This is a genomic window from Pseudomonas sp. CCNWLW23 (assembly GCF_037095675.1).
GTDB lineage: Bacteria > Pseudomonadota > Gammaproteobacteria > Pseudomonadales > Pseudomonadaceae > Aquipseudomonas > Aquipseudomonas atacamensis.
In genome coordinates, this window is record NZ_JBAWKM010000004.1 from 368,186 (window position 1) to 393,027 (window position 24,842).

General features: G+C 61.8%; 22 protein-coding genes. 16 read left to right on the forward strand and 6 right to left on the reverse strand.

From position 1 onward, the window contains the following. Positions 1-77 precede the first annotated feature (77 nt). The 7 genes from V8J63_RS08735 to V8J63_RS08765 all read left to right on the forward strand — a co-directional run bounded on the left by V8J63_RS08735 (position 78) and on the right by V8J63_RS08765 (position 8,581). Positions 78-800 (forward strand): response regulator transcription factor, encoded by a 723-nt coding sequence (locus V8J63_RS08735; RefSeq protein ID WP_076563844.1) that lies wholly within the window; start codon positions 78-80, stop codon positions 798-800. Further along, the gene (locus V8J63_RS08740) at positions 787-2,211 is read left to right on the forward strand and encodes a sensor histidine kinase (RefSeq protein WP_281120679.1); all 1,425 of its coding nucleotides are present in this window, start codon (positions 787-789) and stop codon (positions 2,209-2,211) included. The genes V8J63_RS08735 and V8J63_RS08740 overlap by 14 nt, the downstream gene beginning before the upstream one ends. Positions 2,212-2,421: 210 nt before the next feature. Continuing rightward, positions 2,422-3,324 carry a cysteine synthase CysM gene (cysM, locus tag V8J63_RS08745; RefSeq protein ID WP_336463901.1) on the forward strand — a complete coding sequence of 301 codons (903 nt, stop codon included), beginning with the start codon at positions 2,422-2,424 and terminating at the stop codon, positions 3,322-3,324. Continuing rightward, the gene (rlmD, locus tag V8J63_RS08750) at positions 3,324-4,700 is read left to right on the forward strand and encodes a 23S rRNA (uracil(1939)-C(5))-methyltransferase RlmD (protein WP_336463895.1); all 1,377 of its coding nucleotides are present in this window, start codon (positions 3,324-3,326) and stop codon (positions 4,698-4,700) included. Before cysM ends, rlmD begins: the two co-directional genes overlap by 1 nt. Before the next feature lie 101 nt (positions 4,701-4,801). Beyond that, positions 4,802-7,045, forward strand: coding sequence for a GTP diphosphokinase (gene relA / locus V8J63_RS08755; RefSeq protein WP_041479585.1), 2,244 nt, complete (start codon positions 4,802-4,804; stop codon positions 7,043-7,045). Between the two features lie 133 nt (positions 7,046-7,178). Then, positions 7,179-8,012, forward strand: coding sequence for a nucleoside triphosphate pyrophosphohydrolase (gene mazG, locus V8J63_RS08760; RefSeq protein WP_197892562.1), 834 nt, complete (start codon positions 7,179-7,181; stop codon positions 8,010-8,012). A gap of 26 nt (positions 8,013-8,038) precedes the next feature. Then, positions 8,039-8,581, forward strand: coding sequence for a DUF2058 domain-containing protein (locus V8J63_RS08765; protein ID WP_016773645.1), 543 nt, complete (start codon positions 8,039-8,041; stop codon positions 8,579-8,581). Between the two features lie 68 nt (positions 8,582-8,649). On the opposite strand, the gene V8J63_RS08770 is transcribed toward V8J63_RS08765, so the two are convergent. The 6 genes from V8J63_RS08770 to V8J63_RS08795 form a co-directional block, all read right to left on the reverse strand. Then, a complete protein-coding gene (locus tag V8J63_RS08770) occupies positions 8,650-8,838 on the reverse strand; it encodes a hypothetical protein (protein WP_016773646.1) in 189 nt (62 codons plus the stop codon). Between the two features lie 417 nt (positions 8,839-9,255). Then, positions 9,256-10,476 (reverse strand): beta-ketoacyl-ACP synthase I, encoded by a 1,221-nt coding sequence (gene fabB / locus V8J63_RS08775; RefSeq protein WP_016773647.1) that lies wholly within the window; start codon positions 10,474-10,476, stop codon positions 9,256-9,258. Between the two features lie 11 nt (positions 10,477-10,487). Next, a complete protein-coding gene (gene fabA, locus V8J63_RS08780) occupies positions 10,488-11,003 on the reverse strand; it encodes a 3-hydroxyacyl-[acyl-carrier-protein] dehydratase FabA (protein WP_024013962.1) in 516 nt (171 codons plus the stop codon). A gap of 247 nt (positions 11,004-11,250) precedes the next feature. Beyond that, positions 11,251-13,155 (reverse strand): ATP-binding protein, encoded by a 1,905-nt coding sequence (locus V8J63_RS08785; protein ID WP_130927023.1) that lies wholly within the window; start codon positions 13,153-13,155, stop codon positions 11,251-11,253. Continuing rightward, the gene (locus V8J63_RS08790) at positions 13,152-14,084 is read right to left on the reverse strand and encodes an ABC transporter substrate-binding protein (protein ID WP_336463896.1); all 933 of its coding nucleotides are present in this window, start codon (positions 14,082-14,084) and stop codon (positions 13,152-13,154) included. Before V8J63_RS08790 ends, V8J63_RS08785 begins: the two co-directional genes overlap by 4 nt. 1 nt (position 14,085) lies before the next feature. Beyond that, positions 14,086-16,209 (reverse strand): TonB-dependent receptor plug domain-containing protein, encoded by a 2,124-nt coding sequence (locus V8J63_RS08795; protein ID WP_336463897.1) that lies wholly within the window; start codon positions 16,207-16,209, stop codon positions 14,086-14,088. 197 nt (positions 16,210-16,406) lie between these two features. On the opposite strand from V8J63_RS08795, the gene V8J63_RS08800 reads away from it, so the two are divergent. The 9 genes from V8J63_RS08800 (at position 16,407) to V8J63_RS08840 (ending at position 24,594) form a co-directional block, all read left to right on the forward strand. After that, positions 16,407-17,432 (forward strand): NAD(P)H-dependent glycerol-3-phosphate dehydrogenase, encoded by a 1,026-nt coding sequence (locus V8J63_RS08800; protein WP_024013958.1) that lies wholly within the window; start codon positions 16,407-16,409, stop codon positions 17,430-17,432. A gap of 30 nt (positions 17,433-17,462) precedes the next feature. Beyond that, positions 17,463-17,810, forward strand: a complete 348-nt coding sequence (locus V8J63_RS08805) for a DUF4389 domain-containing protein (RefSeq protein ID WP_336463898.1) — start codon at positions 17,463-17,465, stop codon at positions 17,808-17,810. Beyond that, a complete protein-coding gene (gene sixA, locus V8J63_RS08810) occupies positions 17,807-18,259 on the forward strand; it encodes a phosphohistidine phosphatase SixA (RefSeq protein ID WP_336463899.1) in 453 nt (150 codons plus the stop codon). The genes V8J63_RS08805 and sixA overlap by 4 nt, the downstream gene beginning before the upstream one ends. 201 nt (positions 18,260-18,460) lie before the next feature. Continuing rightward, positions 18,461-20,116, forward strand: coding sequence for an AMP-binding protein (locus tag V8J63_RS08815; protein ID WP_336463900.1), 1,656 nt, complete (start codon positions 18,461-18,463; stop codon positions 20,114-20,116). Between the two features lie 31 nt (positions 20,117-20,147). Then, positions 20,148-20,591 carry a hotdog fold thioesterase gene (locus V8J63_RS08820; RefSeq protein WP_016773655.1) on the forward strand — a complete coding sequence of 148 codons (444 nt, stop codon included), beginning with the start codon at positions 20,148-20,150 and terminating at the stop codon, positions 20,589-20,591. A 313-nt stretch (positions 20,592-20,904) separates the two neighbouring features. Beyond that, on the forward strand, positions 20,905-21,711 hold the full coding sequence (locus V8J63_RS08825; RefSeq protein ID WP_041479594.1) for an alpha/beta fold hydrolase: 807 nt from the start codon (positions 20,905-20,907) through the stop codon (positions 21,709-21,711). After that, positions 21,708-22,562, forward strand: a complete 855-nt coding sequence (locus V8J63_RS08830) for an alpha/beta hydrolase (protein WP_125926512.1) — start codon at positions 21,708-21,710, stop codon at positions 22,560-22,562. Before V8J63_RS08825 ends, V8J63_RS08830 begins: the two co-directional genes overlap by 4 nt. Positions 22,563-22,677: 115 nt before the next feature. Further along, positions 22,678-23,484, forward strand: coding sequence for a DUF4892 domain-containing protein (locus tag V8J63_RS08835; RefSeq protein ID WP_125926513.1), 807 nt, complete (start codon positions 22,678-22,680; stop codon positions 23,482-23,484). A 69-nt stretch (positions 23,485-23,553) separates the two neighbouring features. After that, entirely contained in the window at positions 23,554-24,594 is a 1,041-nt protein-coding gene (locus tag V8J63_RS08840; protein ID WP_016773659.1) for an AI-2E family transporter, read from the forward strand. Positions 24,595-24,842: the final 248 nt, after the last annotated feature.

Below are 24,842 nucleotides of genomic sequence, written 5' to 3' on the forward strand. Positions count from 1 at the left end.
CGACAGGCCAAGCTTGTGTTGCCCGCTGTCGGACAATCTTGAATAATCCGCCAACTGAGAATTACTTGCAGATACTCATGACTCCTGTTTCCGTTGGCCAGCCACGCATCCTTTCCATTGAAGACGATCCGGTCCTCGGCGCGTATGTGCACGAGCATCTGGGCCGCAGCGGTTTTCAGGTGACCTGGTGCCAGAACGGCCAGGAAGGTCTGAACATCGCCCAGCGCCAGCCTTTCGACGTGGTGCTGATGGATATTCTGCTGCCGGGGCTCGATGGTCTGCAGTTGTTGACGCAATTGCGGCAGAGCCATTCGACGCCAGTGTTGCTGATGTCGGCGCTGGGTGCCGAGGCCGACCGCATCAGCGGTTTCCGCCTCGGTGCCGATGACTATCTGCCCAAGCCGTTCAGCATGGCCGAGTTGCATGTGCGCATCGAAGCGATCCTGCGTCGGGTGGCGCTGGATCGGCGCCCGCCTGCGGTTACCGCTGCGGTGGTCAGCGGCGCCCTGCGTTTCGATGACGAACAGTGCGATGTGTTTTTCCGCGAGCAAGCGGCCGGGCTGACCCGCAGCGAATTCCGTCTGCTGGAAACCCTGCACCGCAACAACGAGGAGGTGCTGAGCAAGGCCTTCCTTTATCAGCACGTCCTGCAACGCGGCTTTGCGGCGCACGACCGCAGCCTCGACATGCACATCAGCCAGATCCGTCGCAAACTCAAAGCCATCGGTTACACCGAGCGCGAAGTGCGCACGGTGTGGGGCAAGGGCTACGTCTTGAGCGGCGCCGATGAAACTGTCTGAACTGCCGGGGCGGCATTCGCTGTTCTGGAAACTGGCGTGCCTGCTGGTGGCGTTCTGTCTGCTGATGATCTGGCTGAGCTGGTCGTGGGGCCGCTACATGGAGGAGCGCAATCAGTTTCTCTCCAGTGACGCGCGCAGCACCCTCAGCCGTTATGCCGCGCAAGCCGAACAGGCGTGGCAGCGCGGCGGGCGCAATGGCGTCGATGACTGGTTGCAGAGCATGGAATTGCGCGAGGCCAGTTGGGTCGGCGTGATCGGCGCTGATTTGCAGTCGCTGAGCAGCCAGCCGTTGAACGCGGCAGAGGTGCAGCACCTGACCTTTTTGCGCGGCCTCGACTGGCCGATCCACAAGAAGGGCCGACCTTGGCTGCGGGTACCGTTCCCTCAGGATCCGGCCGCCGGCATTCTGGTCATCGAGCTGCCTGAACGTTTTGTGCCAGGCAAGTACCGGGTGTTCTGGCGCGTCATTACCAACGGCGTGATTCCCGGGCTGTTCACCCTGTTGCTCTGTGTCGGCCTGTATCGCCTGCTGGTGGTGCCGCTGAACAACCTGCGCGAACAGGCCAACGCCTGGCGCGCCGACCAGTTGAATGTGCGCCTGTCGAGCGGCATCACCCAGCGCCCGGATGAACTCGGTGAGCTGGCGCGGGCCTTCGATTCCATGTCCGAGCGCCTGCAAAGCACAGTCGCCCTGCAACAGCAGTTGTTGCGCGACCTGTCTCACGAACTGCGCACGCCGCTGAGCCGCCTGCGCGTGGCCAGTGAAAGCGAACAGGGCCTGGCGCAATTGCGCGAACGCATCGGCCGCGAGGTCGACGGCATGCAGCGGCTGGTCGAAGACACCCTGCAACTGGCCTGGCTCGACACCGACCGCTCACCGTTGCCGGATGAAGCGATCCAGATTCAGGCGCTGTGGGAAATGCTCACCGACAACGCCTGCTATGAAAGCGGCTGGCCGAGTCTGCAACTGCAATGCTCGGTCGAGGCATCGTGCTGGGTGCGCGGCAACCTCAATACCCTGGCGCAGGCGCTGGAAAACATCCTGCGCAACGCCATTCGTCACTCGCCCGAGGGCGGGATTGTGCGTCTCGATGCACGGCGTGATGGCGAGTATTGGCATTTGTGGCTGGAGGATCAGGGCGGCGGCGTGGCTGACGAAGATCTGCAGCGAATCTTTTCGCCGTTCATTCGATTGGACGGATCGAGACCCGGAGATGGTGGCTTTGGCCTGGGCTTGAGCATTGCCCGCAACGCGGTGCAACGGCAGGGCGGGTTGCTCTGGGCGGAAAATACCGGGGCGGGGCTGCGGTTGAATTTGCGCTTGCTGGCGGATGATGGCGTCGCCCATGCGGACGCCTTCGCGAGCAGGCTCGCTCCCACAATGGCTGTGCATTCACCGCAGATCGCATAAGCAACATTCATCCCCTGTGGGAGCGAGCCTGCTCGCGAATTCCAAGCAGCACCACAAGAACTGAGTGTTGCGCAAATAAAAGTCGCACCACTGGCGCGACTTTTAGTTGCTTATTCCCATAAACCATAAGCACCGCACTTTGCGTGATATGGCCTGCGCGGGTTTGCCGGTATGATAGGCGCCCCCGCACGTCTGGATTGCGAATACGCCATGACCTTGCAGTACCCAACCATCGCCGATTGCGTCGGCAACACGCCGCTGGTGCGTTTGCAGCGCCTGCCCGGCGCCACCAGCAACACCCTTTTGCTCAAGCTCGAAGGGAACAACCCGGCGGGTTCGGTCAAGGACCGCCCGGCGTTGTCGATGATCACTCGCGCCGAGTTGCGCGGGCAGATCAATCCCGGCGATACGCTGATCGAGGCGACCTCCGGCAACACCGGCATCGCGCTGGCGATGGCCGCTGCGATCAAGGGTTACAAGATGATCCTGATCATGCCGGACAACTCCAGCGCCGAGCGTAAAGCGGCGATGACCGCTTACGGTGCCGAGCTGATCCTGGTGACTCAGGAAGAGGGCATGGAAGGCGCCCGCGATCTGGCCCAGCGTATGGAAGCCGAAGGCCGTGGCAAGGTGCTCGACCAGTTCGCCAATGGCGACAACCCTGAAGCGCACTACACCACCACCGGTCCGGAAATCTGGCGTCAGACCCAGGGCAGCATCACCCATTTCGTCAGTTCGATGGGCACCACCGGCACCATCATGGGCGTGTCACGCTACCTCAAAGAGCAGAGCGACAGCGTGCAGATCGTCGGCCTGCAACCGATGGAAGGCTCGGCCATTCCGGGCATCCGCCGCTGGCCGCAGGAATACCTGCCGAAGATCTATCAGGCTGACCGCGTTGACCGCATCGTCGACATGGCGCAAAGCGAAGCCGAAGACGTTACCCGGCGCCTGGCCCGCGAAGAAGGCATCTTCTGCGGCGTGTCCTCGGGCGGTGCGGTGGCAGGGATGCTGCGCTTGTCCAGAGAAGTTGAAAACGCGGTGATCGTCGCGATCATCTGCGACCGTGGCGACCGTTACCTGTCGACCGGCATTTTCGACGCGCCGAACTGATGGCCAAACACGAGAGAGGCCTGCGCTTCCAGCCCACCGGCGGCAGCAAGGCGCCACAGATCCCGACCGGCAAAAAGCAGCGCTTGAGTATCGAGCGCCTGGCCAATGACGGTCGCGGTATCGCGTTTTTCGAAGGCAAAACCTGGTTCGTCCTCGGCGCCCTTGCCGGTGAAGAGGTCGAAGCGCGGGTGCTCGGCGCCCACGGCAAAGTGGTCGAGGCGCGTACCGAGCGCGTGTTCACGGCCAGCGAATTGCGGCGCCCGGCAGCATGCCCACACTTCGGCCGCTGTGGCGGTTGCAGCGTTCAGCACTTGCCCCACGCTGAACAACTCGCCCTGAAACAGCGCATGCTCGCCGAGCAATTGTCGCGGGTGGCCGGTGTCGAACCTGAAGAGTGGGCGGCGCCGCTGACCGGCCCGGAATTCGGTTACCGTCGGCGCGCGCGGATCGCCGTGCGCTGGGACATGAAGGCAAAGAAACTCGAAGTAGGTTTCCGCGCCGCCGGCAGTCAGGACATCGTCGCGATCAGCGAATGCCCGGTGCTGGTACAGCCCTTGCAGCCGATCATGACCCGCTTGCCGGAGATGCTGCGGCGCCTGAGCAAACCGCAAGCGTTGGGCCATGTCGAGTTGTTCAGCGGCTCATCACTGGCGGTATTGCTGCGGCACATGGCGCCGTTGTCCGAAGCGGATCTGAGCATCCTCAAGGATTTCTGCCAGTTCCACGAGGCGCAGTTGTGGCTGCATGGCGAAGGTGAACCGCAACCGGTCGAGGCCGGTCAGAGCCTCGGTTATCGCCTGGAACAGTGGAATCTCGAGCTGGCTTATCGGCCGGGTGACTTCGTTCAGGTCAACGCCGGGGTCAACGAAGCGATGATCGCCCAGGCGCTGGACTGGCTGAAACCGACGGCTGAAGAACGCGTGCTCGACCTGTTTTGCGGGTTGGGAAATTTTGCGCTACCGCTGGCCAAAAGCGTCCCCGAAGTGGTGGCTGTGGAGGGCGTGCAGACCATGGTCGAGCGAGCCGCTGCCAACGCCGTCAGTAACAATTTGCATAACACAAAGTTTTTTCAAGCCGATTTATCCCAGCCTTTGAGCGATGCCCAGTGGATCGGAAACGGCTTTTCTGCGGTACTCTTGGACCCACCGCGTGACGGTGCTTTCGAGGTGGTGCGCAAGCTCGCGACCCTGGGTGCCAAACGGTTGGTATACGTGTCGTGCAACCCGGCCACGCTGGCGCGCGACACGCAGGAATTGATCAAGCAGGGCTACCGGTTAAAACGTGCCGGGATTCTCGATATGTTTCCTCAGACGGCACATGTCGAGGCCATGGCGTTATTTGAAGCGAGCCAGGACGGCTCGTCTGAATCCGTCTGATCTGTCCGCGCAGCGTTCGCCTGAGCCCCGCGAGCGCGAACGGACACTGAGGATCAGCGATTTGACGCATTGAATCTGCGTCGTAGGGAAGGTAAAGCAGCATGGTACAGGTGAGAGCACACCAGCCGATCAACACCGACGGCAGTATCAATCTCGAGGCCTGGCTCGATCACGCGGTCAGTGTCGATCTGGCACTGGATCGCGAGGCCTTGAAAGAAGCCTGCGAGTTCGCTCGCGAGGCCGAACAGCAGTCCAATGCGAAGAAGAACCTGTGGGCCGAAGGCTCCGGCAGTTTCAGCACTGGCCTTGAGATCGCCGAGATCCTCGCCGACCTCAAGCTCGATCAGGATTCACTGGTCGCCGCCGTGTTATATCGCGGCGTGCGCGAAGGCCAGATAGAGCTGGCGGCCATCGGCCAGCGCTTCGGTCCGGTAGTGGCCAAGCTGATCGACGGCGTGCAGCGCATGGCGGCCATCAGCGCCAGTCTCAGCCCACGGCAATCGATGGTCATGGGCACCCAAGGGCAGGTCGAGAACCTGCGCAAGATGCTCGTGGCCATGGTCGATGATGTGCGCGTTGCGCTGATCAAACTGGCCGAACGCACCTGCGCCATCCGTGCGGTGAAAACCGCCGACGATGAAAAGCGCAACCGCGTCGCTCGCGAAGTCTTCGACATCTATGCGCCGCTGGCCCATCGCCTCGGCATCGGTCACATCAAATGGGAGCTGGAGGACTTGTCCTTCCGCTATCTCGAACCCGATCAATACAAGCAGATCGCCAAGTTGCTCCACGAGCGGCGGCTGGATCGCGAGCGTTTCATCAGCGACGTGATGACCCAGCTCAAGGACGAACTGCAGGCCACCGGCGTCGACGCCGACATCAGCGGCCGGGCCAAACACATCTACTCGATCTGGCGCAAAATGCAGCGCAAGGGTCTGGAATTCAGCCAGATCTATGACGTTCGCGCGGTGCGCGTGCTGGTGCCGGAAATGCGCGACTGCTACACCGCGCTCGGCATCGTCCACACCCTGTGGCGGCACATCCCGAAAGAATTCGACGACTACATCGCCAACCCGAAAGAGAACGGCTACCGCTCGCTGCACACGGCGGTGATCGGTCCGGAAGGCAAGGTCCTCGAGGTGCAGATCCGCACCCATTCGATGCACGAAGAAGCCGAACTCGGCGTCTGCGCGCACTGGCGCTACAAGGGCACCGACGTCAAATCCGGCTCGAACCATTACGAAGAGAAAATTTCCTGGCTGCGTCAAGTGCTCGAATGGCACGAAGAGCTGGGTGACATCGGCGGTCTGGCCGAGCAGTTGCGCGTCGACATCGAGCCCGATCGGGTTTACATCTTCACTCCCGACGGTCACGCCATCGACTTGCCGAAAGGCGCGACGCCGCTGGATTTCGCCTATCGGGTGCACACCGAAATTGGCCACAACTGCCGGGGCGCGAAGATCAACGGCCGCATCGTGCCGCTGAACTACAGCCTGCAGACCGGCGAGCAGGTCGAGATCATAACCAGCAAGCACGGCACGCCGAGCCGCGACTGGCTGAACCCGAACCTCGGTTACGTCACCACCTCGCGCGCGCGGGCGAAGATCGTTCACTGGTTCAAATTGCAGGCTCGCGATCAGAACGTTGCGGCCGGTAAAACCCTGATCGAGCGCGAACTCAATCGCCTCGGCCTGCCGGCGGTGGATTTCGACAAGCTGGCCGAAAAGGCCAACATGAAAACCGCCGAAGACATGTTCGCCGCCCTCGGTGCCGGCGACCTGCGTCAGGCGCATCTGGTCAACCTTGCGCAGCAACTGGTCGAACCGGAGCGCGGCAACGAACAGTTGGAGCTGATCCCGCGCAAGGCCACCGGTTACAAACCGGGCAAGCGCGGCGATATCCAGATCCAGGGCGTCGGCAACCTGATGACGCAGATGGCCGGCTGCTGCCAGCCGCTGCCGGGCGATGCGATTGTCGGTTACATCACTCAGGGCCGTGGCGTGAGCATTCACCGCCAGGACTGCGCCTCGGTGCTGCAACTGGGCGGGCGCGAGCCGGAGCGGATCATTCAGGTCAGCTGGGGCCCGGTGCCGGTGCTCACCTATCCGGTGGACATCATCATCCGCGCCTACGACCGTTCCGGGCTGCTGCGTGACGTCTCGCAGGTGCTGCTCAACGAGCGCATCAACGTGCTGGCGGTCAACACCCGCTCGAACAAGGAAGACAACACTGCGCTGATGTCGCTGACCATCGAGATCCCCGGTCTGGATGCGCTGGGACGGCTGCTGGGGCGGATTTCGCAATTGCCGAACATCATCGAAACCCGGCGTAACCGTACCCCGTGATGCAATTGATTGTTCCCTGTGGGAGCGAGCCTGCTCGCGAAGAGGGCGTGTCAGTCGACATCTTTGTTGCAGACACAGCGCTTTCGCGAGCAGGCTCGCTCCCACAATGGTTTTGTGGTGAGACAGAAAAATGATGTACAGCCTCGAAGACCTGCTCCACCTGATGTCCCGCCTGCGTGATCCGCAGTTCGGCTGTCCTTGGGACATCAAGCAAACCTACGCGACCATCGTTCCGCACACCCTCGAAGAAGCCTACGAAGTGGCCGATGCCATCGAGCGTGGCGATCTCGACCATTTGCAGGGCGAGTTGGGTGATCTGCTGTTTCAGGTGGTGTATTACAGCCAGTTGGCCCAGGAAGAAGGGCGGTTCGAATTCGCCGGGGTGATCGACAGCATCACGCGTAAACTGATCCGCCGTCATCCGCATGTGTTCCCGACGGGTGACCTGTACGCGCCGCTCGACGTGCCGCGCTTGAGCGAAGAGCAGGTCAAGCAGCGCTGGGAAGAGATCAAGGCCGAAGAGCGCGCCGAGAAAGCCTCTGCGCCCGAGCAGTTGTCCTTGCTTGATGATGTGCCGGCCACCTTGCCGGCACTGTCGCGCTCAGCCAAGTTGCAGAAGCGCGCCGGGCAGGTCGGTTTCGACTGGCCGGATGCCTTGCCGGTCCTCGACAAGGTCCGCGAAGAGCTCGATGAAGTGCTCGAAGCCATGTCGGAAAATGATCCGGTGGCGGTGGCCGACGAGATCGGCGATCTGCTGTTTTCCGTGGTCAATCTGGCCCGGCATTTGAAGGTCGATCCGGAAACCGCCCTGCGCGGCGCCAATGGCAAGTTTGAAAGACGTTTCCGTTTTATCGAACAGGCATTGCGCGACACCCATCGTCCCATGGAAGATTGCACCCTCGAAGAGTTGGACGCCCTGTGGGGCGAAGCCAAACGCCAGGAAAAGAATGAGCCCAGCTGCGGCTGAGCCGTTGCCCAAGTGAGTAAGCATTGATGAGCCTTTCCCTTCGCGACCAGTTGCTCAAAGCAGGCCTGGTCAACCAAAAGCAGGCCAAGCAGGTCAGCAAAGACAAGCAGAAGCAACAACGCCTGGCCCACAAAGGCCAGGCCGAGCTGGACGATTCGCAGCAGCGCGCCGCCCAGGAAGCCATGGCCGAGAAGGTCAAGCGCGACCAGGAGCTGAACCGTCAGCAGCAGGAGAAGGCCGAGGCCAAGGCCCGCGCTGCGCAGGTCAAGCAGTTGATCGAAGTCTCCCGTCTGCCCAAGCTGACCACCGAGGACTACTACAACTTCGTCGACGACAAGAAGGTCAAGCGCATCTCGGTCAACACGCTGATGCGCAACAAGCTCAGCAGCGGTTCGCTGGCGATCGTGCACCACAACGGCGGCTATGAAGTGATTCCCCGTGAAGCGGCGCTGAAGATCCAGGAGCGCGACCCGCAGCGCATCGTTCAGCTCAACGTGCAGACCGAAGAGGTCAACGCTGAGGACGATCCGTACGCGGCGTACCAGATCCCTGACGATCTGATGTGGTAAATCCACGGCTGTAACAACGACGAACCCCGCTCATGGCGGGGTTTGTCGTTTTCAAATGCTGTGTTGTTTCAGGCGGACTTCAGTTCTCTTTGCTGTTCCTGCACTTCCAGTTCGGCCTTGTAGTTATGGGCATCTATTTCGTTGTGGAACATGCCGACCAGCAAGTCTTGTTGATGCACATCCCAGATACGGATGCCGGCGGCCAGGCCTTCGTGGGACATGTGTGAATCGTCGCGTTCAGTTACTTTTACAGTCATCTGCTAGCTCCAAATCTCAAGTTACTGCACCAAGGCGTGTGCAGGACTCTGTTATAGGATTTGTTAGTCAGCTAAGTAAACCGCCAATTGGCGCAAGGTGTTGTTGCGGATTTCGCAACAAAGCTGGAGGCCGCGTAAACCGCGACATTCGGTCGCAGGGCGGTAAGTTTCATGACAGAAGTTTCATCTCCAGAACGCTCTGGATCCCTGTCTTTGATCGTTCCCACGCTCCGCGTGGGAATGCCTCTGGGGACGCTCCGCGTCCAGTGACGCGGAGCGTCACGGGCTGCATTCCCACGCGGAGCGTGGGAACGATCAACAACACTGACCGGAAGTTTCCCGGCTGATTTCTGCAGACGAAAAAAAAACGCCCCGAACCAGTCGGGGCGTTTTCATGTGCGGCTCAGCGGTGGGGAATTACTTGCCTTCCCAGCGCTTCAGCACCAGCGTGGCGTTGGTGCCGCCAAAGCCGAAGCTGTTGCTCATCACGGTGTTGATGGTGGCGTTCTCGCGGGTCTTGGTCAGCACCGGCAGATCGGCCACTTCCGGGTCGAGCTCGTCGATGTTGGCGGAGCCGGCGATGAAGTTGCCTTCCATCATCAGCATGCAGTAGATCGCTTCGTGCACGCCGGCGGCGCCCAGGGAGTGACCGGACAGGCTCTTGGTCGAGCTGATCGCTGGAGCCTTGTCGCCGAACACTTCACGCACACCTTTCATTTCCGCGACGTCGCCGACCGGAGTCGAAGTGCCGTGGGTGTTCAGGTAGTCGATCGGGGTGTCGACGGTGGACAGCGCCTGCTGCATGCAGCGGATCGCGCCTTCGCCGCTCGGGGCGACCATGTCGTAGCCATCGGACGTTGCGCCGTAGCCAACGATCTCGGCGTAGATCTTCGCGCCACGGGCCAGAGCGTGTTCCAGCTCTTCGACGACAACCATGCCGCCGCCGCCAGCGATGACGAAACCGTCGCGGTCCTTGTCGTAGGCGCGGGAAGCTTGTTCCGGGGTGTCGTTGCGCTTGCTGGACAGAGCGCCCATCGCGTCGAACAGGAACGACTGGCTCCAGTGCTCTTCTTCACCGCCACCGGCGAAGACGATGTCCTGCTTGCCCATCTGGATCTGTTCCATGGCGGTACCGATGCAGTGAGCACTGGTGGCGCAGGCAGAAGCGATGGAGTAGTTCAGGCCCTTGATCTTGAACGGCGTGGCCAGGCAAGCGGAAACGGTGCTGCTCATGGTCCGCGTTACACGGTACGGGCCAACGCGCTTCACGCCTTTCTCACGGAGGATGTCCAGCGCTTCCATCTGGTTCAGCGTGGAGGCACCGCCGGAACCGGCGATCAGGCCGGTACGCGGGTTGGACACCTGCTCTTCGGTCAGGCCGGAGTCAGTGATGGCGTCTTTCATGGCCAGGTAGGCGTAAGCCGCTGCATGGCCGACGAAGCGATAGATCTTGCGATCGATCAGCTCTTCAAGGTTGAGGTCGATGGAGCCGGAAACCTGGCTACGCAGACCCATTTCAGCATATTCCGGGTTGAACCGGATGCCAGGGCGGCTTGCACGCAGGTTAGCGGAGACGGTCTCTTTGTCATTGCCCAGGCACGAAACGATGCCCAGACCAGTGATAACGACGCGGCGCATGCGAATAACCCTTAGAAGTTGTCAGTGGAGGTGAACACGCCGACGCGCAGGCCTTCGGCGGTGTAGATTTCGCGTCCGTCGACACTGACCGAACCATCGGCGATGGCCATGTTCAGCTTGCCCTTGAGGACGCGTTTGATATGAATGTTGTAAGTGACTTTCTTCGCGGTCGGCAGCACCTGACCGAAGAATTTCACTTCGCCCGAACCCAGCGCACGGCCGCGGCCCGGCAGGCCTTGCCAGCCCAGGAAGAAGCCGACCAGTTGCCACATGGCATCCAGACCCAGGCAGCCCGGCATCACCGGATCGCCTTCGAAATGGCAGGCGAAGAACCACAGGTCAGGGTTGATATCCAGCTCGGCGACCAATTCACCTTTGCCGTACTTGCCGCCTTCTTCGCTGATATGGGTGATGCGATCCACCATCAGCATGTTCGGGGCGGGCAGTTGCGCGTTACCTGGGCCGAACAGCTCACCGCGACTGCAGCGCAGCAGGTCTTCCCGAGTAAAGGCGTTTTGTTTGGTCATGCGAGCTCCTCAATAATCCCATGCGGCAGGTGGGGCAGATCTTCCCGACCGTTCAAGGCGTTCATGCCTCGAACCGGCAGCCTACTCATAGACTATTGCGTTGTGGTGAAAGTCACAGCACCAAGGACATGAATGTACACTTGTGCACTGAAATTTTTAATCAAGCCCCTTTTGGGGCTCGTTCGGGTGCCTAAGACTGCCGCACTTTCGCTTTTCACGCCAGTCGCAGATGGTCGAAAGGCCCACACTACGACACCCAGCGCTGCAAAATCTGCTGCAGGTCATTGCGTTTGAACGGCTTGGCCAGGTAATCGTTCATCCCCGCCGCCAGACAGGTTTCGCGATCGCCCTGCAAGGCGTTGGCGGTCAGCGCGATGATCGGCACATCGCGGCGTCCGGGCAGGTCGCGGATCTGCCGCGTGGCCTCGTAGCCGTCGATGATCGGCAGCCGGCAATCCATCAGAATCACTTCGAATTCGCCACCCTCGGCACTGCGCACCGCCTGCGCGCCATCGGTCGCCACGCTGACGGCAAAGCCGAGGCTGCGCAGCATCGCTTCGATCACGGTCTGGTTGACCGGATTGTCTTCGACCAGCAACACATGGCGTCCCTCGCCCTGACCACTGCCGTTCAGGGTGCGCGGCGCGGCCAGCGCTGGCATTGCCTGCTTATAGAGCGCCAATGGAATTTCCAGAGTGAATACCGAACCGCGTCCTTCCTCACTCTGCGCGCGCAACGTGCCGCCCATGCGTTCGGCAAGGGTCCGCGCGATCGGCAGACCAAGCCCGGTGCCACCGTAACGACGGGAGATCGAACTGTCGGCCTGCTGGAAGGCATTGAACATCAGCTCCAGACTCTCCGAAGAAATGCCGATGCCGCTGTCGCGCACCGAGCAGGTGAACCACAGCAGGTCATGGTCCAGCGACTGCCATTGCGCCTCGATGCTCACTCGGCCCTGCTCGGTGAACTTCAAGGCATTGCCGACCAGATTGACCAGAATCTGCCGGATCCGCGTCGGATCGCCCTGCACCTGCAAGCCGCGCATGTCGTCGGGAATGCGCAGATTCAGCGCCAGGCCTCGCTGCACCGCGCTGTGCTGGAACGACTGCGCGCAGGCGCCGATCAGCTCGGCGAGATTGAACGGGATGTGCTCAAGCTCCAGCTCCGAACGTTCGATCCGCGAGAAGTCGAGAATGTCATTGATGACCTTGAGCAAGTGCTCGGTCGACTCCGAAGCGAGTGCGGCGTATTCGACCTGCTCCTCGGTCATCTCGGTGGTTTCGAGCAATTGCAACATGCCCAGCACACCGTTCATGGGGGTGCGCAGTTCATGGCTCATCATCGCCAGAAAATCCGATTTGGCGTTGTTGGCCTTTTCCGCTTCTTCGCGGGTCTGGATCAGTTGCGCCATCGCCTGCTGCTGTTCGCGGCTGGCCTGTTCCAGCGCCTGAGCAAGGTTATTGATGTGTTGCGACAGCGCACCCAGTTCAGTGTCATCGACAATCGGCAGCGGGGTTTTGTAATCGCCTTCCTGAATCGCCTTGACCGCATCGCCGATGTCGCGGATCGGCTGCGACAGACTGCCGGCCAAACGGCGGGCGACGACGAAGGTGAAGAGCAGGGCGAACAGCGCGAGAATCCCGGCCTTGAACAGGATCTCCTGCTGGCGCTGACTGAAAGCGTCATTGGACAGCCCGACGATCACTCGCCCCAGATAATCCTCGCCGGCGGTGCTGTTGCTGACCTTGCCGTCCTGGAAGAAGTCGTTGTGTAAGGCGATCCGCTGCAAACGCACTGGCGCCTGGAACACTTCAACCTGATGCGGGCGGCTGTGGCTGTCGGCCGGTTGTTCGACATACACCAGAATCCGGTTGGCGCTGTCCTGCACTTCGAGAAAACGCACGTTGGGCGTGGCCAGTGTCGCCTTGAGCAGGCTTTCCAGCACTTCGTTGTTGCCGGAGATCACCCCGTATTCCGTGGCAGGCGCCAGTTGGTTGGCAATCAACTGGCCAGTGTGGTTCAGCTCCTGACGCAAGTCCTGGATGCGCACGAAGGTAAAGAAGCTGATCAACAGCAACGTCAGCAACAGCGCCGGCCCGAGGCTGATCAGCTGCGTGCGGGTGTTGATGTCCCAACGACGACGAAAACTCATGGGCGGCGCTCTCCTTCGGCCAAGGCACTGGCGACAGATGCTTCATTCAGCGGTTCGATGCCTAAAGAACGAGCCACCTGCGCATTACTTGAGACTTTGAAACGAGCGGGGTAAAGCGTTCGCGGCCATGCGCTGGTGGGCTGATCGAGCAAATGGTCGAGAATCGCCAGCCAGTCGCTCTGGTCGCTGTAGGTACTGGCGAGGCTGCCAGCGCGAACGAATGCAATGTTGGGGCCGATCAGCGCAACCTGACGCGAGTAGCTGCTGAGCAAGAGGTTTTTCGCCGTTTGCGAGTTGTACAGATCGGGGTCGTCGAGGCCGAGCAGCACATCGCTGCGTTTCAGCACCGCTTGCAGCGGACGGCTGTCGTGGATGTTGTCCCAGCGCTGGCTGACAATCTCCAGGTTCAGCGGCCGCGCAGCCGCGCGCAATTCGTCAATGAGGAATTCGCCGTGCTCATCGAACAGCACGCCGACCCGCCGCGCCTGCGGCAAGATCCGCCGGATCAGTTGCAATTGCCGGCTCAGCGGCGGGTCGCTCCAGAGCAGGCTCAGGCGCGCCGGTTGGGCATCGGCGAAACGCTGGCGCGCCTGCAAGCGACTGATGCGCAACACCAGCGTCGACGGGCCTTGTGAGTCTTGCAGACGCCAGTCGAGGCTGGGCAGATCGAGCAGGATCAAGCGCAGACTGGTCGGTAATTTGCCCGGTGCCGGCAAACTCGCCAGCGGCTGGAACCGCACGTTGTCGGTCGGGCGCAGTTCACTCAGCGCTTGCACGAAGGCCTGCACGCCGGGGCTTTCCTCGGCGCCGGTCAATAGAATGTCCGCCGCTTGCACCGCGACGCCGTGCAGCCACGCAGTCATGAACAGGCAGAGCCCGGCCAGCCAGTGGCCCAGGGTGGGCGTCTTCCGTGACGGGCCGGTGCGCATCCTAGAACTCCAGCTCGGCACTGAAATACATCACCCGGCGTTCATCGTAATTATTGTCGACGAAGGTGTTCGGCTGATGATCGAGGCGCTGTTGCAGCACGCCGGCCAATTGCAGCTGAGCTTTGCCAATGGCGATGCGTTTGGCGATGCGCGTGTCGACGCGTTCGAAGCGATAGCCGTTGAGCGCGTTGTCGCCGTAATAGAAGAGGGCGCTGTTCCAGCCATGGCCCCAATTGCGCAGCCAACCGGCGGAACCGCTGTTGCGCGAGGTCAACTGCTGGTCCAGCGGATTGCTCGCCTCGGCGTCGACGAAGGCGTAGGTCAAACGCAAACGGTCGGCGCTGCTGAGGCGCCAGTCGAGTTGCGTTTCGGTGCCGCGAAAGCGCGAGCTGTTGGCGTTGCTGGCGATGTACTGATTGTTGCGCAGCGGTTCGCTGATCATCCCGGTGATTTCGTCGTAGAACAGCTTCACGTCGACGGCCAGTCCGAGTTCGGCGAAGTAACCGTTGTAGCCCAACTCGCGCGAGCGCATGTGTTCCTGATCGAGATCACCGGGGCCACGGGTCTTGACGAAATAGCGCGCCGACGACTGGCCGTAGGCCGAGGGTCGCAGGTTGCTGACCTGATAGCTCCAGTTGACGTTGTTCTCGAACATGTCCGGCGAGCGGATCGCTTCCGAGTACACCGCGCGCAGGCCATGACGCGGGTTGATCAGGTAGTTGACCGCGAAGCGCGGGGTCAGCGAACTGCCGATCAGTTGCGTGTCTTCGAACATCGCTCCGCCCTGCACCAGCCAGTGCTCGGTGGCGCGCCATTCCAGTTGGCCGAAGGCGCGCCAGGTGGTGTCGTCGAGGGTGCCGTTGAAATAGGTCTCGGAATCGGCGCGGTCGTAGCGGTAGTTGAGGCCGCTGACCAGTCGCAGGCTGTCGGACAGGCTGAGGGTGTCCTGCAGTTCGAGGTCGTAGCGCGATTCGCGGGCGCTCTGGTCGATATCGCCGCACAAGGTCCGGCTGGCGCCGTTGCGCCATTGCTCGAGCACTTGATTGGCCAGCGCCATTTCCTGCGGCGTGCCGGGTGCCGCGCCGGGGCCGGTGAACTGGTTGATGTTGCGCGCCAGCCGTTCGGTGTAATTCGGGTTGAGCTGCCACAGCTGCGCCAGCTCGGGGCTGAACGACACCTCGGCATCGCAGGCGCGCCAGACTTGCTGTCGATCCCAGTGCTGCGCCGAACCTTGCACATAAAGGCTGTGTTCGGGGTTGATATCGAGGTTCCAGCGCACCGAACCGGCGTAATCCTTGGCCACCACGTCGGAATTGTTCCCGGCGTCGGTAATCCCCGAGAACACCGGGCGGTAGGTATAAGGTCGCTGATTGCTGCCGTCCTTGGCGTTGAGCTGCCAGTCGAGGCTTTGCCCTTCATTGAGGTCGTGGCTGACCGCCAGGCTCAGACGATTCAAGCGTCGACTGTCGCGATAATCGGCGCCGTTGCGGTCGCTGTCGAAACCGTCGTCTTCCTGGCCGGACAGCGACAGGCGCAGATCACCGCCGTCCCAACCGGTGCCCTGACTGGCATAAAAGTCGTTGATGCCACGCTGGCCGCGCGTGATCTTCAAACGCGTGCCATGGCTGTCGGCCGGGTGGCGGGTGATGATGTTGATCACCGCCATCAGCGCGTTGGCGCCGTAGCTGACGGTGTTCGGGCCGCGAAACACCTCGATCCGGTCAATGTCTTCCATCGCTACCGGAATATCGCTCCAGTCCACCGTCGCCAGGCCGGCGCGGTACACCGAGCGACCGTCGATCAACACCTGCATGCGCCGTGCTTCGCTGGCGTTGGTGCCGTGGTAATTCACCGCCGGCTGATTGCCGTTGATGCTGCCAACCATCATCCCCGGCACCAGTCGCAGCAGCTCGCTGATGTTGCGGGCACCGCTGGCGCTGATCAGTTCGCTGTCGAGAACGGTCATGCTCCCCGGTACTTCGGCCGGGGTCTGCTTCAGCCGCGTGGCCGTGAGCACCTGCGGCAGCGTCTGGCTGTCGACGAACAGATCGTCCGCCAGCACCAGCGGGCTGAACAGCAGCGCCAGGAGCAGCGGCGAGCGCGGGGGAGGAGGGCCAGAAAACACGACACAGCCTGCAGAGAGAAGAATTGGCGCGCATGTTAACCGAGGGCGGCGACTTTTCCAGTGACGTTACAGGCATTTTCCTAGGTTTTATTGGTCTTCTTCCTACAAATGTCGGTAATTGTTGCTGGGGCTGGCCGCCACCGGGTCGCCCCGTATAATGCCCGGCATCGCCACTGGTATGGATTAACGGATTGCATATGACTGAACAGCGCCCGATTGCGGTCCTGGGAGGCGGAAGTTTTGGTACCGCCGTGGCCAATCTGCTGGCCGAGAACGGCCATCAAGTCCTTCAGTGGATGCGTGACCCCGAGCAGGCCGAGGCCATCCGGGTCAATCGCGAAAACCCGCGTTATCTCAAAGGCATCAAGATTCTCCCGGGCGTGACCGCCGTCACCGACCTGCAAGCCACTCTCGATGCCTGCGATCTGTGCTTTGTCGCGCTGCCATCCAGCGCCTTGCGCACGGTACTCGCCGCCCACGCCGAGCGCTTGAGCGGCAAGATGCTGGTCAGCCTGACCAAAGGCATCGAAGCGCAGACCTTCAAGCTGATGAGCCAGATTCTCGAAGAGATCGCCCCGCAGGCGCGCATCGGCGTGTTGTCCGGTCCGAACCTGGCGCGGGAAATCGCCGAGCACGCACTGACCGCCACGGTGGTCGCCAGCGAAGACGAAGAATTGTGCAAAGCGGTGCAAGCCGCCCTGCACGGTCGTACCTTCCGCGTCTACGCCAGCGCCGACCGTTTCGGTGTCGAGCTGGGCGGGGCGTTGAAGAACGTCTACGCGATCATCGCCGGCATGGCGGTGGCGCTGGAGATGGGCGAAAACACCAAGAGCATGCTGATCACTCGCGCCTTGGCCGAGATGACCCGCTTTGCGGTGAATCAGGGCGCCAACCCGATGACCTTCCTTGGTCTGGCCGGGGTCGGCGATCTGATCGTCACCTGTTCGTCACCCAAGAGCCGCAACTACCAGGTCGGCTTCGCCCTCGGTCAAGGCTTGAGCCTCGACGAAGCGGTGTCGCGTCTTGGCGAGGTCGCCGAAGGGGTCAACACCCTCAAGGTGCTCAAGGCCAAGTCCCAGGAAGTCGGCGTGTACATGCCGCTGGTCGCCGGGCTGCACGCGATCCTGTTCGAAGGACGCACGCTGGAGCAGGTGATCGGTCTACTGATGCGTGCCGAGCCGAAAACCGACGTCGACTTTATTTCCACCAGCGGTTTCAACTGATTCAGCTGTTACACGGACAGGAAGCAAGCCATGAACGATCCGAAAAGCGAAACCCAGTACGAATCCATCCTCCTGCGGGTGCTGTGGATGATCGTTTATCTGCTGGTCTGGCAAGTCGCGCAGTTCATCCTCGGCGCGGTGGTATTGGTGCAACTGATCTACCGCCTGATTTATGGCGCACCGAGCGCCAGCCTGATGAGTTTCGGCGACAGCCTCAGCCAGTTCCTCGCGCAGATCGGCCGCTTCGGCACGTTCCACAGTGACCAGAAGCCTTGGCCGTTCGCCGACTGGCCAGCGCCGCACACCCCGGAAGGGGAAGCGCCGCACACCGTCGCCCCGGCCGCGCATCCGGTGCGCGATGAGGAGCCCAAACTATGAAACTGTGGGTATTGCGTCATGGTGAGGCGGTGCCTCACGGCTCGAAAATCGATTCCGAGCGCGAGCTGACCGAGCATGGTCGTAAAGAAGTTCTGCGCAGCGCGGCGCATCTGATGGGCCAGCCGCTGACGGCGATCTACGCCAGCCCTTATCTGCGCGCGCAGCAAACCGCGCAGATCGTGCGCCAGGCGCTGGGGTTCGAGCCGGAGATCCGTACGGTCGAGTGGCTGACGCCGGAGAGCGATCCGGACAAGGTCGCCGAGCAATTGGTCGCGGTGAGCAATGTGCTGCTGGTCAGCCACAACCCGTTGGTGGGCGATCTGCTCAGCTATCTGCAGCACGGCGCCGGGCATCCGTCGGAGAAGGTCAGTACAGCGGGGCTGGCGGAGCTTGAGCACAGCGAACTGCTGATTGGCTCGATGAAGCTCAACAGTCTCAAGCACCCTTAACGCCATATCCCTGTGGGAGCGAGCCTGCTCGCGAAGGCGGCGTGTCATTCACCCTTTTTGGGGCTGACATACTGCATTCGCGAGCAGGCTCGCTCCCACATTGATTTCTGCCAATCCGTGAAATTATTTGTTTGAAAATCAACCAAGCACTTGCTTGGTTGACTACGCTTGCTCCAGACCAAAAAAACAGGAGCGAGTCGCATGTCTGCCGCCTTCCGTTTGCCGCTGGACGTGTTCTACGAACGGGAAGCCCGGCACCCGCGCCAGCGCTTTCTGGTGCAGCCCATCGGCGGTGGTCAGGTGGAGACGCTGACGTGGGCCGATGTCGGCCATCAGGCCCGCTGCGCCGCGCACTGGTTGCGCGCGCTGGAGCTGCCGCCCGGCAGCCACATCGCCCTGATCTCGAAAAACTGCGCGCACTGGATCATCGCCGATCTGGCGATCTGGATGGCCGGACATGTGTCGGTGCCGCTGTACCCCAATCTCACCGCTGAATCCGTTGCGCAAGTGCTGACTCACTCGGAAAGTGCGCTGGCGTTCATCGGCAAACTGGATGACTGGGCGGGCATGTCGCAGGGCGTGCCGGCGGGCCTGCCGACCATCAGCCTGCCACTGCATCCGCCAGGCGAGTTCGATTACAGCTGGGCGGACCTGCAGAGCTGTTCGCCAATCCAGGACGATCCACGTCCCGCCGCCGAGCAATTGGCGACAATCATCTACACCTCCGGTACTACCGGCCTGCCCAAAGGCGTGATGCACAGTTTCGCCAATCTCGGTTTCGCCACCAGTCGTGGCACGCAGCTGTTCGGGCTCAACGAGAACGATCGGCTGCTGTCGTATCTACCGCTGTGCCACGTTGCCGAGCGCATGTTTGTCGAATTGGCCTCGATCTACACCGGACAGACCGTGTTCTTCGCCGAAAGCCTCGAGACTTTCATCACCGATCTGCAGCGCGCGCGGCCTACGGCAATGTTCGGCGTGCCGCGTATCTGGACCAAATTCCAGATGGGTGTGTACAGCAAGATCCCGGCGCAGCGTCTGGACTTCCTCCTCGGGTTGCCCTTCATCGGCAAGCGGGTCGGGCACAAAGTGCTGGCCGGGCTCGGCCTGGATGCCTTGCGCGTAGCGTTGTCCGGTGCCGCGCCGGTGCCGCAGACCTTGCTCGCCTGGTATCAGAAACTTGGCCTCGATGTGCTGGAGGTGTACGGCATGACCGAGGGCTGCGGCTATTCGCATATCTGCCTGCCGGGGCGATACAAACAGGGCTGGATCGGCCAGCCGTGCCCGGAAGTCGAGGTGCGCATCGATGAGTCCGGCGAAGTGCAGGTGCGCAGCCAGGCCAACATGCTCGGCTATTTCAAGGAACCGCAGAAAACCGCCGAGACGCTGACCGCAGACGGCTTTCTGCGCACCGGCGACAAGGGTGAGCAGGACAGCGAAGGGCGCCTGCGCCTGACCGGGCGACTCAAGGAAATCTTCAAGACCAGCAAAGGCAAATACGTCGCGCCGGCACCGATCGAAAACCGTCTGGCCGTGCATTCACGCATCGAACAAGTGTGCGTGGTCGGCGATGGCCTGAGTGCACCGCTGGGGTTGTGCGTGCTGTCCACCGTCAATCAGCAAGAGCCTCGAGCCAGTCTGCACGCGAGCCTGGAAAAGCTGCTGGAAGAGGTCAATGCCGCCCTCGACAAGCACGAACGCCTGCGCCGGCTGGTGGTGGTCAAGGACAACTGGGCGGTGGATAACGGCTTCCTCACGCCGACCCTGAAAATCAAACGCAACGTCATCGAAGACCGCTACGGCGCACGCTTCGAAGAATGGAGCGCGCGCAGCGAGGCGGTGCTGTGGCAGGATTGAGCATCGATTACAACAACAAAGGAAGTCTGCGATGAGCTTGTGGCGTACTACTCCCGACATCGAACAGTTGAACGCAATCCAGAAGAACACCATCGGCGAAGTGCTGGATATTCGCTTCGAAGCCTTCGACGAACAGTCGCTGACCGCGAGCATGGTCATCGACCATCGCACCCACCAGCCTTACGGCCTGCTGCATGGCGGCGCATCGGTGGTGCTGGCGGAAACCGTGGGTTCGATGGCCAGTTATCTGTGCATCGATGCCAGTAAATTCTATTGCGTAGGCCTGGAGATCAACGCCAATCACTTGCGCGGTTTGCGCAGTGGGCGGGTGACGGCGGTGGCCACGCCGATCCATATCGGGCGCACCACGCATGTCTGGGACATCCGATTGACCAGCGATGAAGGCAAGGCCAGTTGCGTATCGCGCCTGACCATGGCGGTGGTGCCGCTGGGGGAACAGCCGCCGCTGCGTTGACATCTATCGGGTTCCGTCAGGTCGAGCCCTCACCCCAGCCCTCTCCCAGAGGGAGAGGGGGCCTACCGTGTGGTTTTCGCGATCCTCGTCGACCTGATAATTCGAGTCGAGCTCAGGTCCCGGACACTCCCCCGATCTGCTCCCTTTCCCCCTCGCCCCCTTGGGGGAGAGGGCTGGGGTGAGGGGGCAGCGGTCTCGCTGATGCACAACACCCTGACCGGACTGTCATCATTCCTGGCACTTACAGTCATTGCTGCGACGCCGGCTCTTGCGGACAATCAACGCCACGATTCCCGCTCATGGATTTGCCCGCATGTCGCAACCGATCTTTTTCGCCCACGCCAACGGCTTCCCCTCGGGGACCTATGGCAAGTTGTTCGCGGCGCTGGCGCCGGAGTATCGGGTCGCGCATCTGGAGCAGCACGCCCATGACCCGCGTTTTCCGGCGGACGACAACTGGTACAACCTGGTCGATGAACTGATCCATCACCTGGAGCAGCAGGAACAGCCGGTATGGGGCGTCGGCCATTCCTTTGGCGGTCTGCTGCACTTGCACGCGGCGTTGCGCTGTCCCGAGCTGTATCGCGGCGTGGTGATGCTCGACTCGCCGGTGCTGACCCGCACCGATCAGTGGGTGATTCGCGCGGCCAAGCGTTTTGGTTTCATCGACCGGCTGACCCCGGCCGGGCGCACCCTCGGACGCCGTGAAGAGTTCGCCGATCTCGACAGTGCACGCAGTTACTTTTCCGGCAAAACCCTGTTTCGCGGCTTCGACCCGGAATGCTTCGATGCCTACCTGCAACACGGTTTGCATCAGGTCGACGACAAGCTGCGTCTGCGTTTCGACCCAGCCACGGAAATCAGCATTTATCGCGGCGTGCCGCACACCAGTCCGGGGCGCACCCGCCAGTTGCAGGTGCCGCTGGCCATCGTGCGCGGGCACAAGAGCCGGGTGGTCATGCGCCATCACACACGTTTCGTCTCGCGCCTGCCCCAGGGCGAGGCGCTGAGCATGCCCGGCGGGCACATGTTTCCGCTGGAGCGCCCGCAGGACACGGCTCGGCTGCTCAAGAATCTGTTCATGCGCTGGGAACAGCGGCAGAACAAGGATTGCGCATGAGCCCGACCTGCGAAGAAGTGCGCCTGAACCTGCCGCATATCGAGTTGGCCGCGCATCTGTTCGGCCCCGAGGACGGCTTGCCGGTGATCGCGTTGCACGGTTGGCTCGACAACGCCAACAGCTTCGCGCGGCTGGCGCCGAAGCTCCACGGTTTGCGTATCGTCGCGCTGGACATGGTCGGCCACGGTCATTCCGCTCATCGGCCCAACGGCGCCGGTTATGCCCTGTGGGACTACGCCCATGATGTGCTGCAAGTCGCCGAGCAGCTGGGCTGGAAGCGTTTCGGCCTGCTCGGACATTCAATGGGCGCGATTGTCTCGATGGTGCTGGCCGGTTCGCTGCCTGAACGCATCAGCCATCTGGCGCTAATTGATGGCGTGATTCCTCCGACAGACAAAGGCGAAAACGCCGCCGAGCGCATGGGCATGGCCCTGCAGGCGCAACTCGATCTGCGGGAAAAGCGCAAACCGGTCTATACCACCCTCGAGCGTGCCATCGAGGCGCGGATGAAGGGCCTGGTGGCAGTCAGTCGCGAGGCCGCCGAACTGTTGGCCCAGCGCGGTTTGATGCCGGTCCCCGGCGGTTACACCTGGCGCACCGACAATCGCCTGACCCTGCCATCGCCGCTGCGCCTGACGGAAGAACAGGCAATGGCGTTTGCCTCGCGCGTCAGTTGCCCGGCGCATCTGGTAGTCGCGGCGGATGGCATGCTGGCCAGGCATCCTGAGTTGCTCCAGCGTCTACCCTTCAGTCACGAACAGTTGCCGGGCGGGCATCATCTGCACCTGAATGACGAGGCTGGCGCAGGTCTTGTAGCAGACTGTTTCAATCGCTTCTTCGCCATGCCTTGACTTGCTACCGGCAACTGCCGAGGCTGGGCGGGTTGAAACAGGAGACAAACTTGATGGATTTCTATACCGCTGCGACCCCGACCCGCCCAGCTATGACCGTCCGGTGAGCCTGACTATGCGGCCACTCAGTCTTTTCGCGCTGTGCTGCTTCAGCTCCTTGTCCTTCGCTGCCGATGTGCCGGGCAGCCGGGATCTGCAAATCGTGCCGCGTCTGGCCGACGCACAGATCGTCGACTATCGCCCGGCGGCCGAGCTGGAGCGCATCTACCCGCTGGGCTCGATCCGCAAGATCAGCGGCCAGTTGCGCTTCGACGGTCAGGTCACCGCCCGTGGCCAGACCACCTCGGTGACTTACGAGTTGCCGCCGGAACATTCCGCCACCGAAGCCTTCACCGCCGCCCGCGAAGCCCTGCAACAGCAGGACGCCGAGTTGCTGTTCTGGTGCCAGGCCCGCGATTGCGGCGAAAGCAGCCTGTGGGCCAACGAGGTGTTCGGCAACGCCAAGCTGTATGGCGCTGACGAGCAGCAGGCTTATCTGTTGCTCCGGCTGGCGGCGCCAAAGGACAACACGCTGGTGGCGCTCTACAGCATCACTCGCGGCAATCGCAAAGCCTATCTGCATGTCGAACAGTTCGAGGCGACTGCGCCGTTGGGCGAGTTGTTGCCGACCTCGGCGACCCTGCTGCGCCAGTTGAAAAGCACTGGTGAGCTGGATTTCCCGAAACTGGTCGAGGAGCCGGATGCCACCTGGTTGCGCCTGATTTCCCGTGGCCTGAATCTCGACACGACCTTGCGGGTCACGGTTTCCGGGCCCAAGGCCGAAGCCTGGCGCCAGGCGTTGATCACTCAGGGGGTGCGGGCGGCCCGGATGGAAACCGGCAATCTCGAAGGCTCTGGCCTGCGCATCGACCTGTTGCGATAAGCTGTGCCGGGCGAGCATGCACGCAGTGTTCGCCTACTCTTTCGCTGACTGACTTTGCCGAGACTTCCCATGCTCAATAACGATCGCCTGCTGGTGCAGATTCTGCTGCTGGTGTTATTCGGTGCCAGCCTGTGGGTGATGGCGCCGTTCTGGTCGGCGCTGTTCTGGGGCGCGGTGCTGGCGTTCGCCAGTTGGCCGCTGATGCGTTTGTTGACCCGCGCGCTCAATGGCCGCGAATCGCTGGCCGCGTTGATCCTGACACTGGGCTGGATGTTGCTGGTGGCGGCGCCGCTGGTGTGGCTGGGCTTCAATCTTGCCGATCATGTGCGCGATGCCACGGCATTCATCAAGGATGTGCAGGTCGACGGCTTGCCGGAAGCGCCCACCTGGCTTGGCAGCGTGCCTTTGGTTGGTGAGCGACTGGTGGCGATGTGGGACAGCATCGATCAGCAGGGCGCGGCGTTGATGGTCTCGATCAAGCCGTATCTGGGCCAGGTCGGTAACTGGCTGCTGGCGCGCAGTGCGCAGATCGGCGGCGGGATTCTCGAGCTGACGCTGAGCCTGGTGTTCGTGTTCTTTTTCTACCGTGACGGGCCACGACTGGCGGCGTTTGTGCACAGTCTGTTGCAGCGCTTGATTGGCGATCGTGCCGGTTATTACATCGAATTGGTGGCGGGCACGGTGCAGCGGGTGGTCAACGGTGTGATTGGTACGGCGGCGGCGCAGGCGGTGCTGGCGTTGATCGGCTTTTTCATTGCCGGGGTCCCTGGGGCGCTGGTGCTGGGGATCGTCACGTTTATGCTGAGTCTGATTCCGATGGGGCCACCGCTGGTGTGGGTGCCGGCCACGGCTTGGCTGGTGTGGAAGGGTGAGTACGGGATGGCGATCTTTCTCGGGATCTGGGGGACGTTCATCATCAGTGGCGTGGACAATGTGCTCAAGCCGTATCTGATCAGCCGTGGCGGTAATCTGCCGTTGGTGATTGTGTTGCTCGGGGTGTTTGGCGGGTTGATTGCGTTTGGCTTTATCGGGTTGTTTATTGGGCCTACGTTGTTGGCGGTGGCTTATAGTTTGTTGACGGATTGGAGTAAGAGTCAGGCTCGGGTCTAGGGGGGCTTGGCGGCCTTTGGGCCGACCATGCTCTTGGGGTTTTGGGTGTATATCCGTTTCTGCGGGTGTTGCGGATTACGGTTCCGCCCTTACGGCGGGTCACCTTTTTCAAACGCCAAAAAGGTAACCCAAAAGGCTTGCTCCTCCGTTCGGCCCTCGCAGGCTCGGGTCCCTTCGCTGCGGGATCGATCCGGGCGCAGCGGCTACGGTTTGCTTCGCTGCACCTCCTTCCGCTGTGTCTGGCTGCG

Bases quoted from the DNA above. Each gene is read 5' to 3' on its own strand.
- cysM (WP_336463901.1), top strand. From the start codon at position 2,422: ATGACCTTGCAGTACCCAACCATCGCCGATTGCGTCGGCAACACGCCG.
- V8J63_RS08835 (WP_125926513.1), top strand. From the start codon at position 22,678: ATGCGGCCACTCAGTCTTTTCGCGCTGTGCTGCTTCAGCTCCTTGTCC.
- V8J63_RS08790 (WP_336463896.1), bottom strand. From the start codon at position 14,084: ATGCGCACCGGCCCGTCACGGAAGACGCCCACCCTGGGCCACTGGCTG.
- V8J63_RS08735 (WP_076563844.1), top strand. From the start codon at position 78: ATGACTCCTGTTTCCGTTGGCCAGCCACGCATCCTTTCCATTGAAGAC.
- V8J63_RS08765 (WP_016773645.1), top strand. From the start codon at position 8,039: ATGAGCCTTTCCCTTCGCGACCAGTTGCTCAAAGCAGGCCTGGTCAAC.
- mazG (WP_197892562.1), top strand. From the start codon at position 7,179: ATGTACAGCCTCGAAGACCTGCTCCACCTGATGTCCCGCCTGCGTGAT.
- V8J63_RS08785 (WP_130927023.1), bottom strand. From the start codon at position 13,155: ATGAGTTTTCGTCGTCGTTGGGACATCAACACCCGCACGCAGCTGATC.
- V8J63_RS08840 (WP_016773659.1), top strand. From the start codon at position 23,554: ATGCTCAATAACGATCGCCTGCTGGTGCAGATTCTGCTGCTGGTGTTA.
- relA (WP_041479585.1), top strand. From the start codon at position 4,802: ATGGTACAGGTGAGAGCACACCAGCCGATCAACACCGACGGCAGTATC.
- V8J63_RS08805 (WP_336463898.1), top strand. From the start codon at position 17,463: ATGAACGATCCGAAAAGCGAAACCCAGTACGAATCCATCCTCCTGCGG.
- fabA (WP_024013962.1), bottom strand. From the start codon at position 11,003: ATGACCAAACAAAACGCCTTTACTCGGGAAGACCTGCTGCGCTGCAGT.
- rlmD (WP_336463895.1), top strand. From the start codon at position 3,324: ATGGCCAAACACGAGAGAGGCCTGCGCTTCCAGCCCACCGGCGGCAGC.
- V8J63_RS08815 (WP_336463900.1), top strand. From the start codon at position 18,461: ATGTCTGCCGCCTTCCGTTTGCCGCTGGACGTGTTCTACGAACGGGAA.
- V8J63_RS08740 (WP_281120679.1), top strand. From the start codon at position 787: ATGAAACTGTCTGAACTGCCGGGGCGGCATTCGCTGTTCTGGAAACTG.
- V8J63_RS08820 (WP_016773655.1), top strand. From the start codon at position 20,148: ATGAGCTTGTGGCGTACTACTCCCGACATCGAACAGTTGAACGCAATC.
- V8J63_RS08800 (WP_024013958.1), top strand. From the start codon at position 16,407: ATGACTGAACAGCGCCCGATTGCGGTCCTGGGAGGCGGAAGTTTTGGT.
- fabB (WP_016773647.1), bottom strand. From the start codon at position 10,476: ATGCGCCGCGTCGTTATCACTGGTCTGGGCATCGTTTCGTGCCTGGGC.
- sixA (WP_336463899.1), top strand. From the start codon at position 17,807: ATGAAACTGTGGGTATTGCGTCATGGTGAGGCGGTGCCTCACGGCTCG.
- V8J63_RS08770 (WP_016773646.1), bottom strand. From the start codon at position 8,838: ATGACTGTAAAAGTAACTGAACGCGACGATTCACACATGTCCCACGAA.
- V8J63_RS08830 (WP_125926512.1), top strand. From the start codon at position 21,708: ATGAGCCCGACCTGCGAAGAAGTGCGCCTGAACCTGCCGCATATCGAG.
- V8J63_RS08825 (WP_041479594.1), top strand. From the start codon at position 20,905: ATGTCGCAACCGATCTTTTTCGCCCACGCCAACGGCTTCCCCTCGGGG.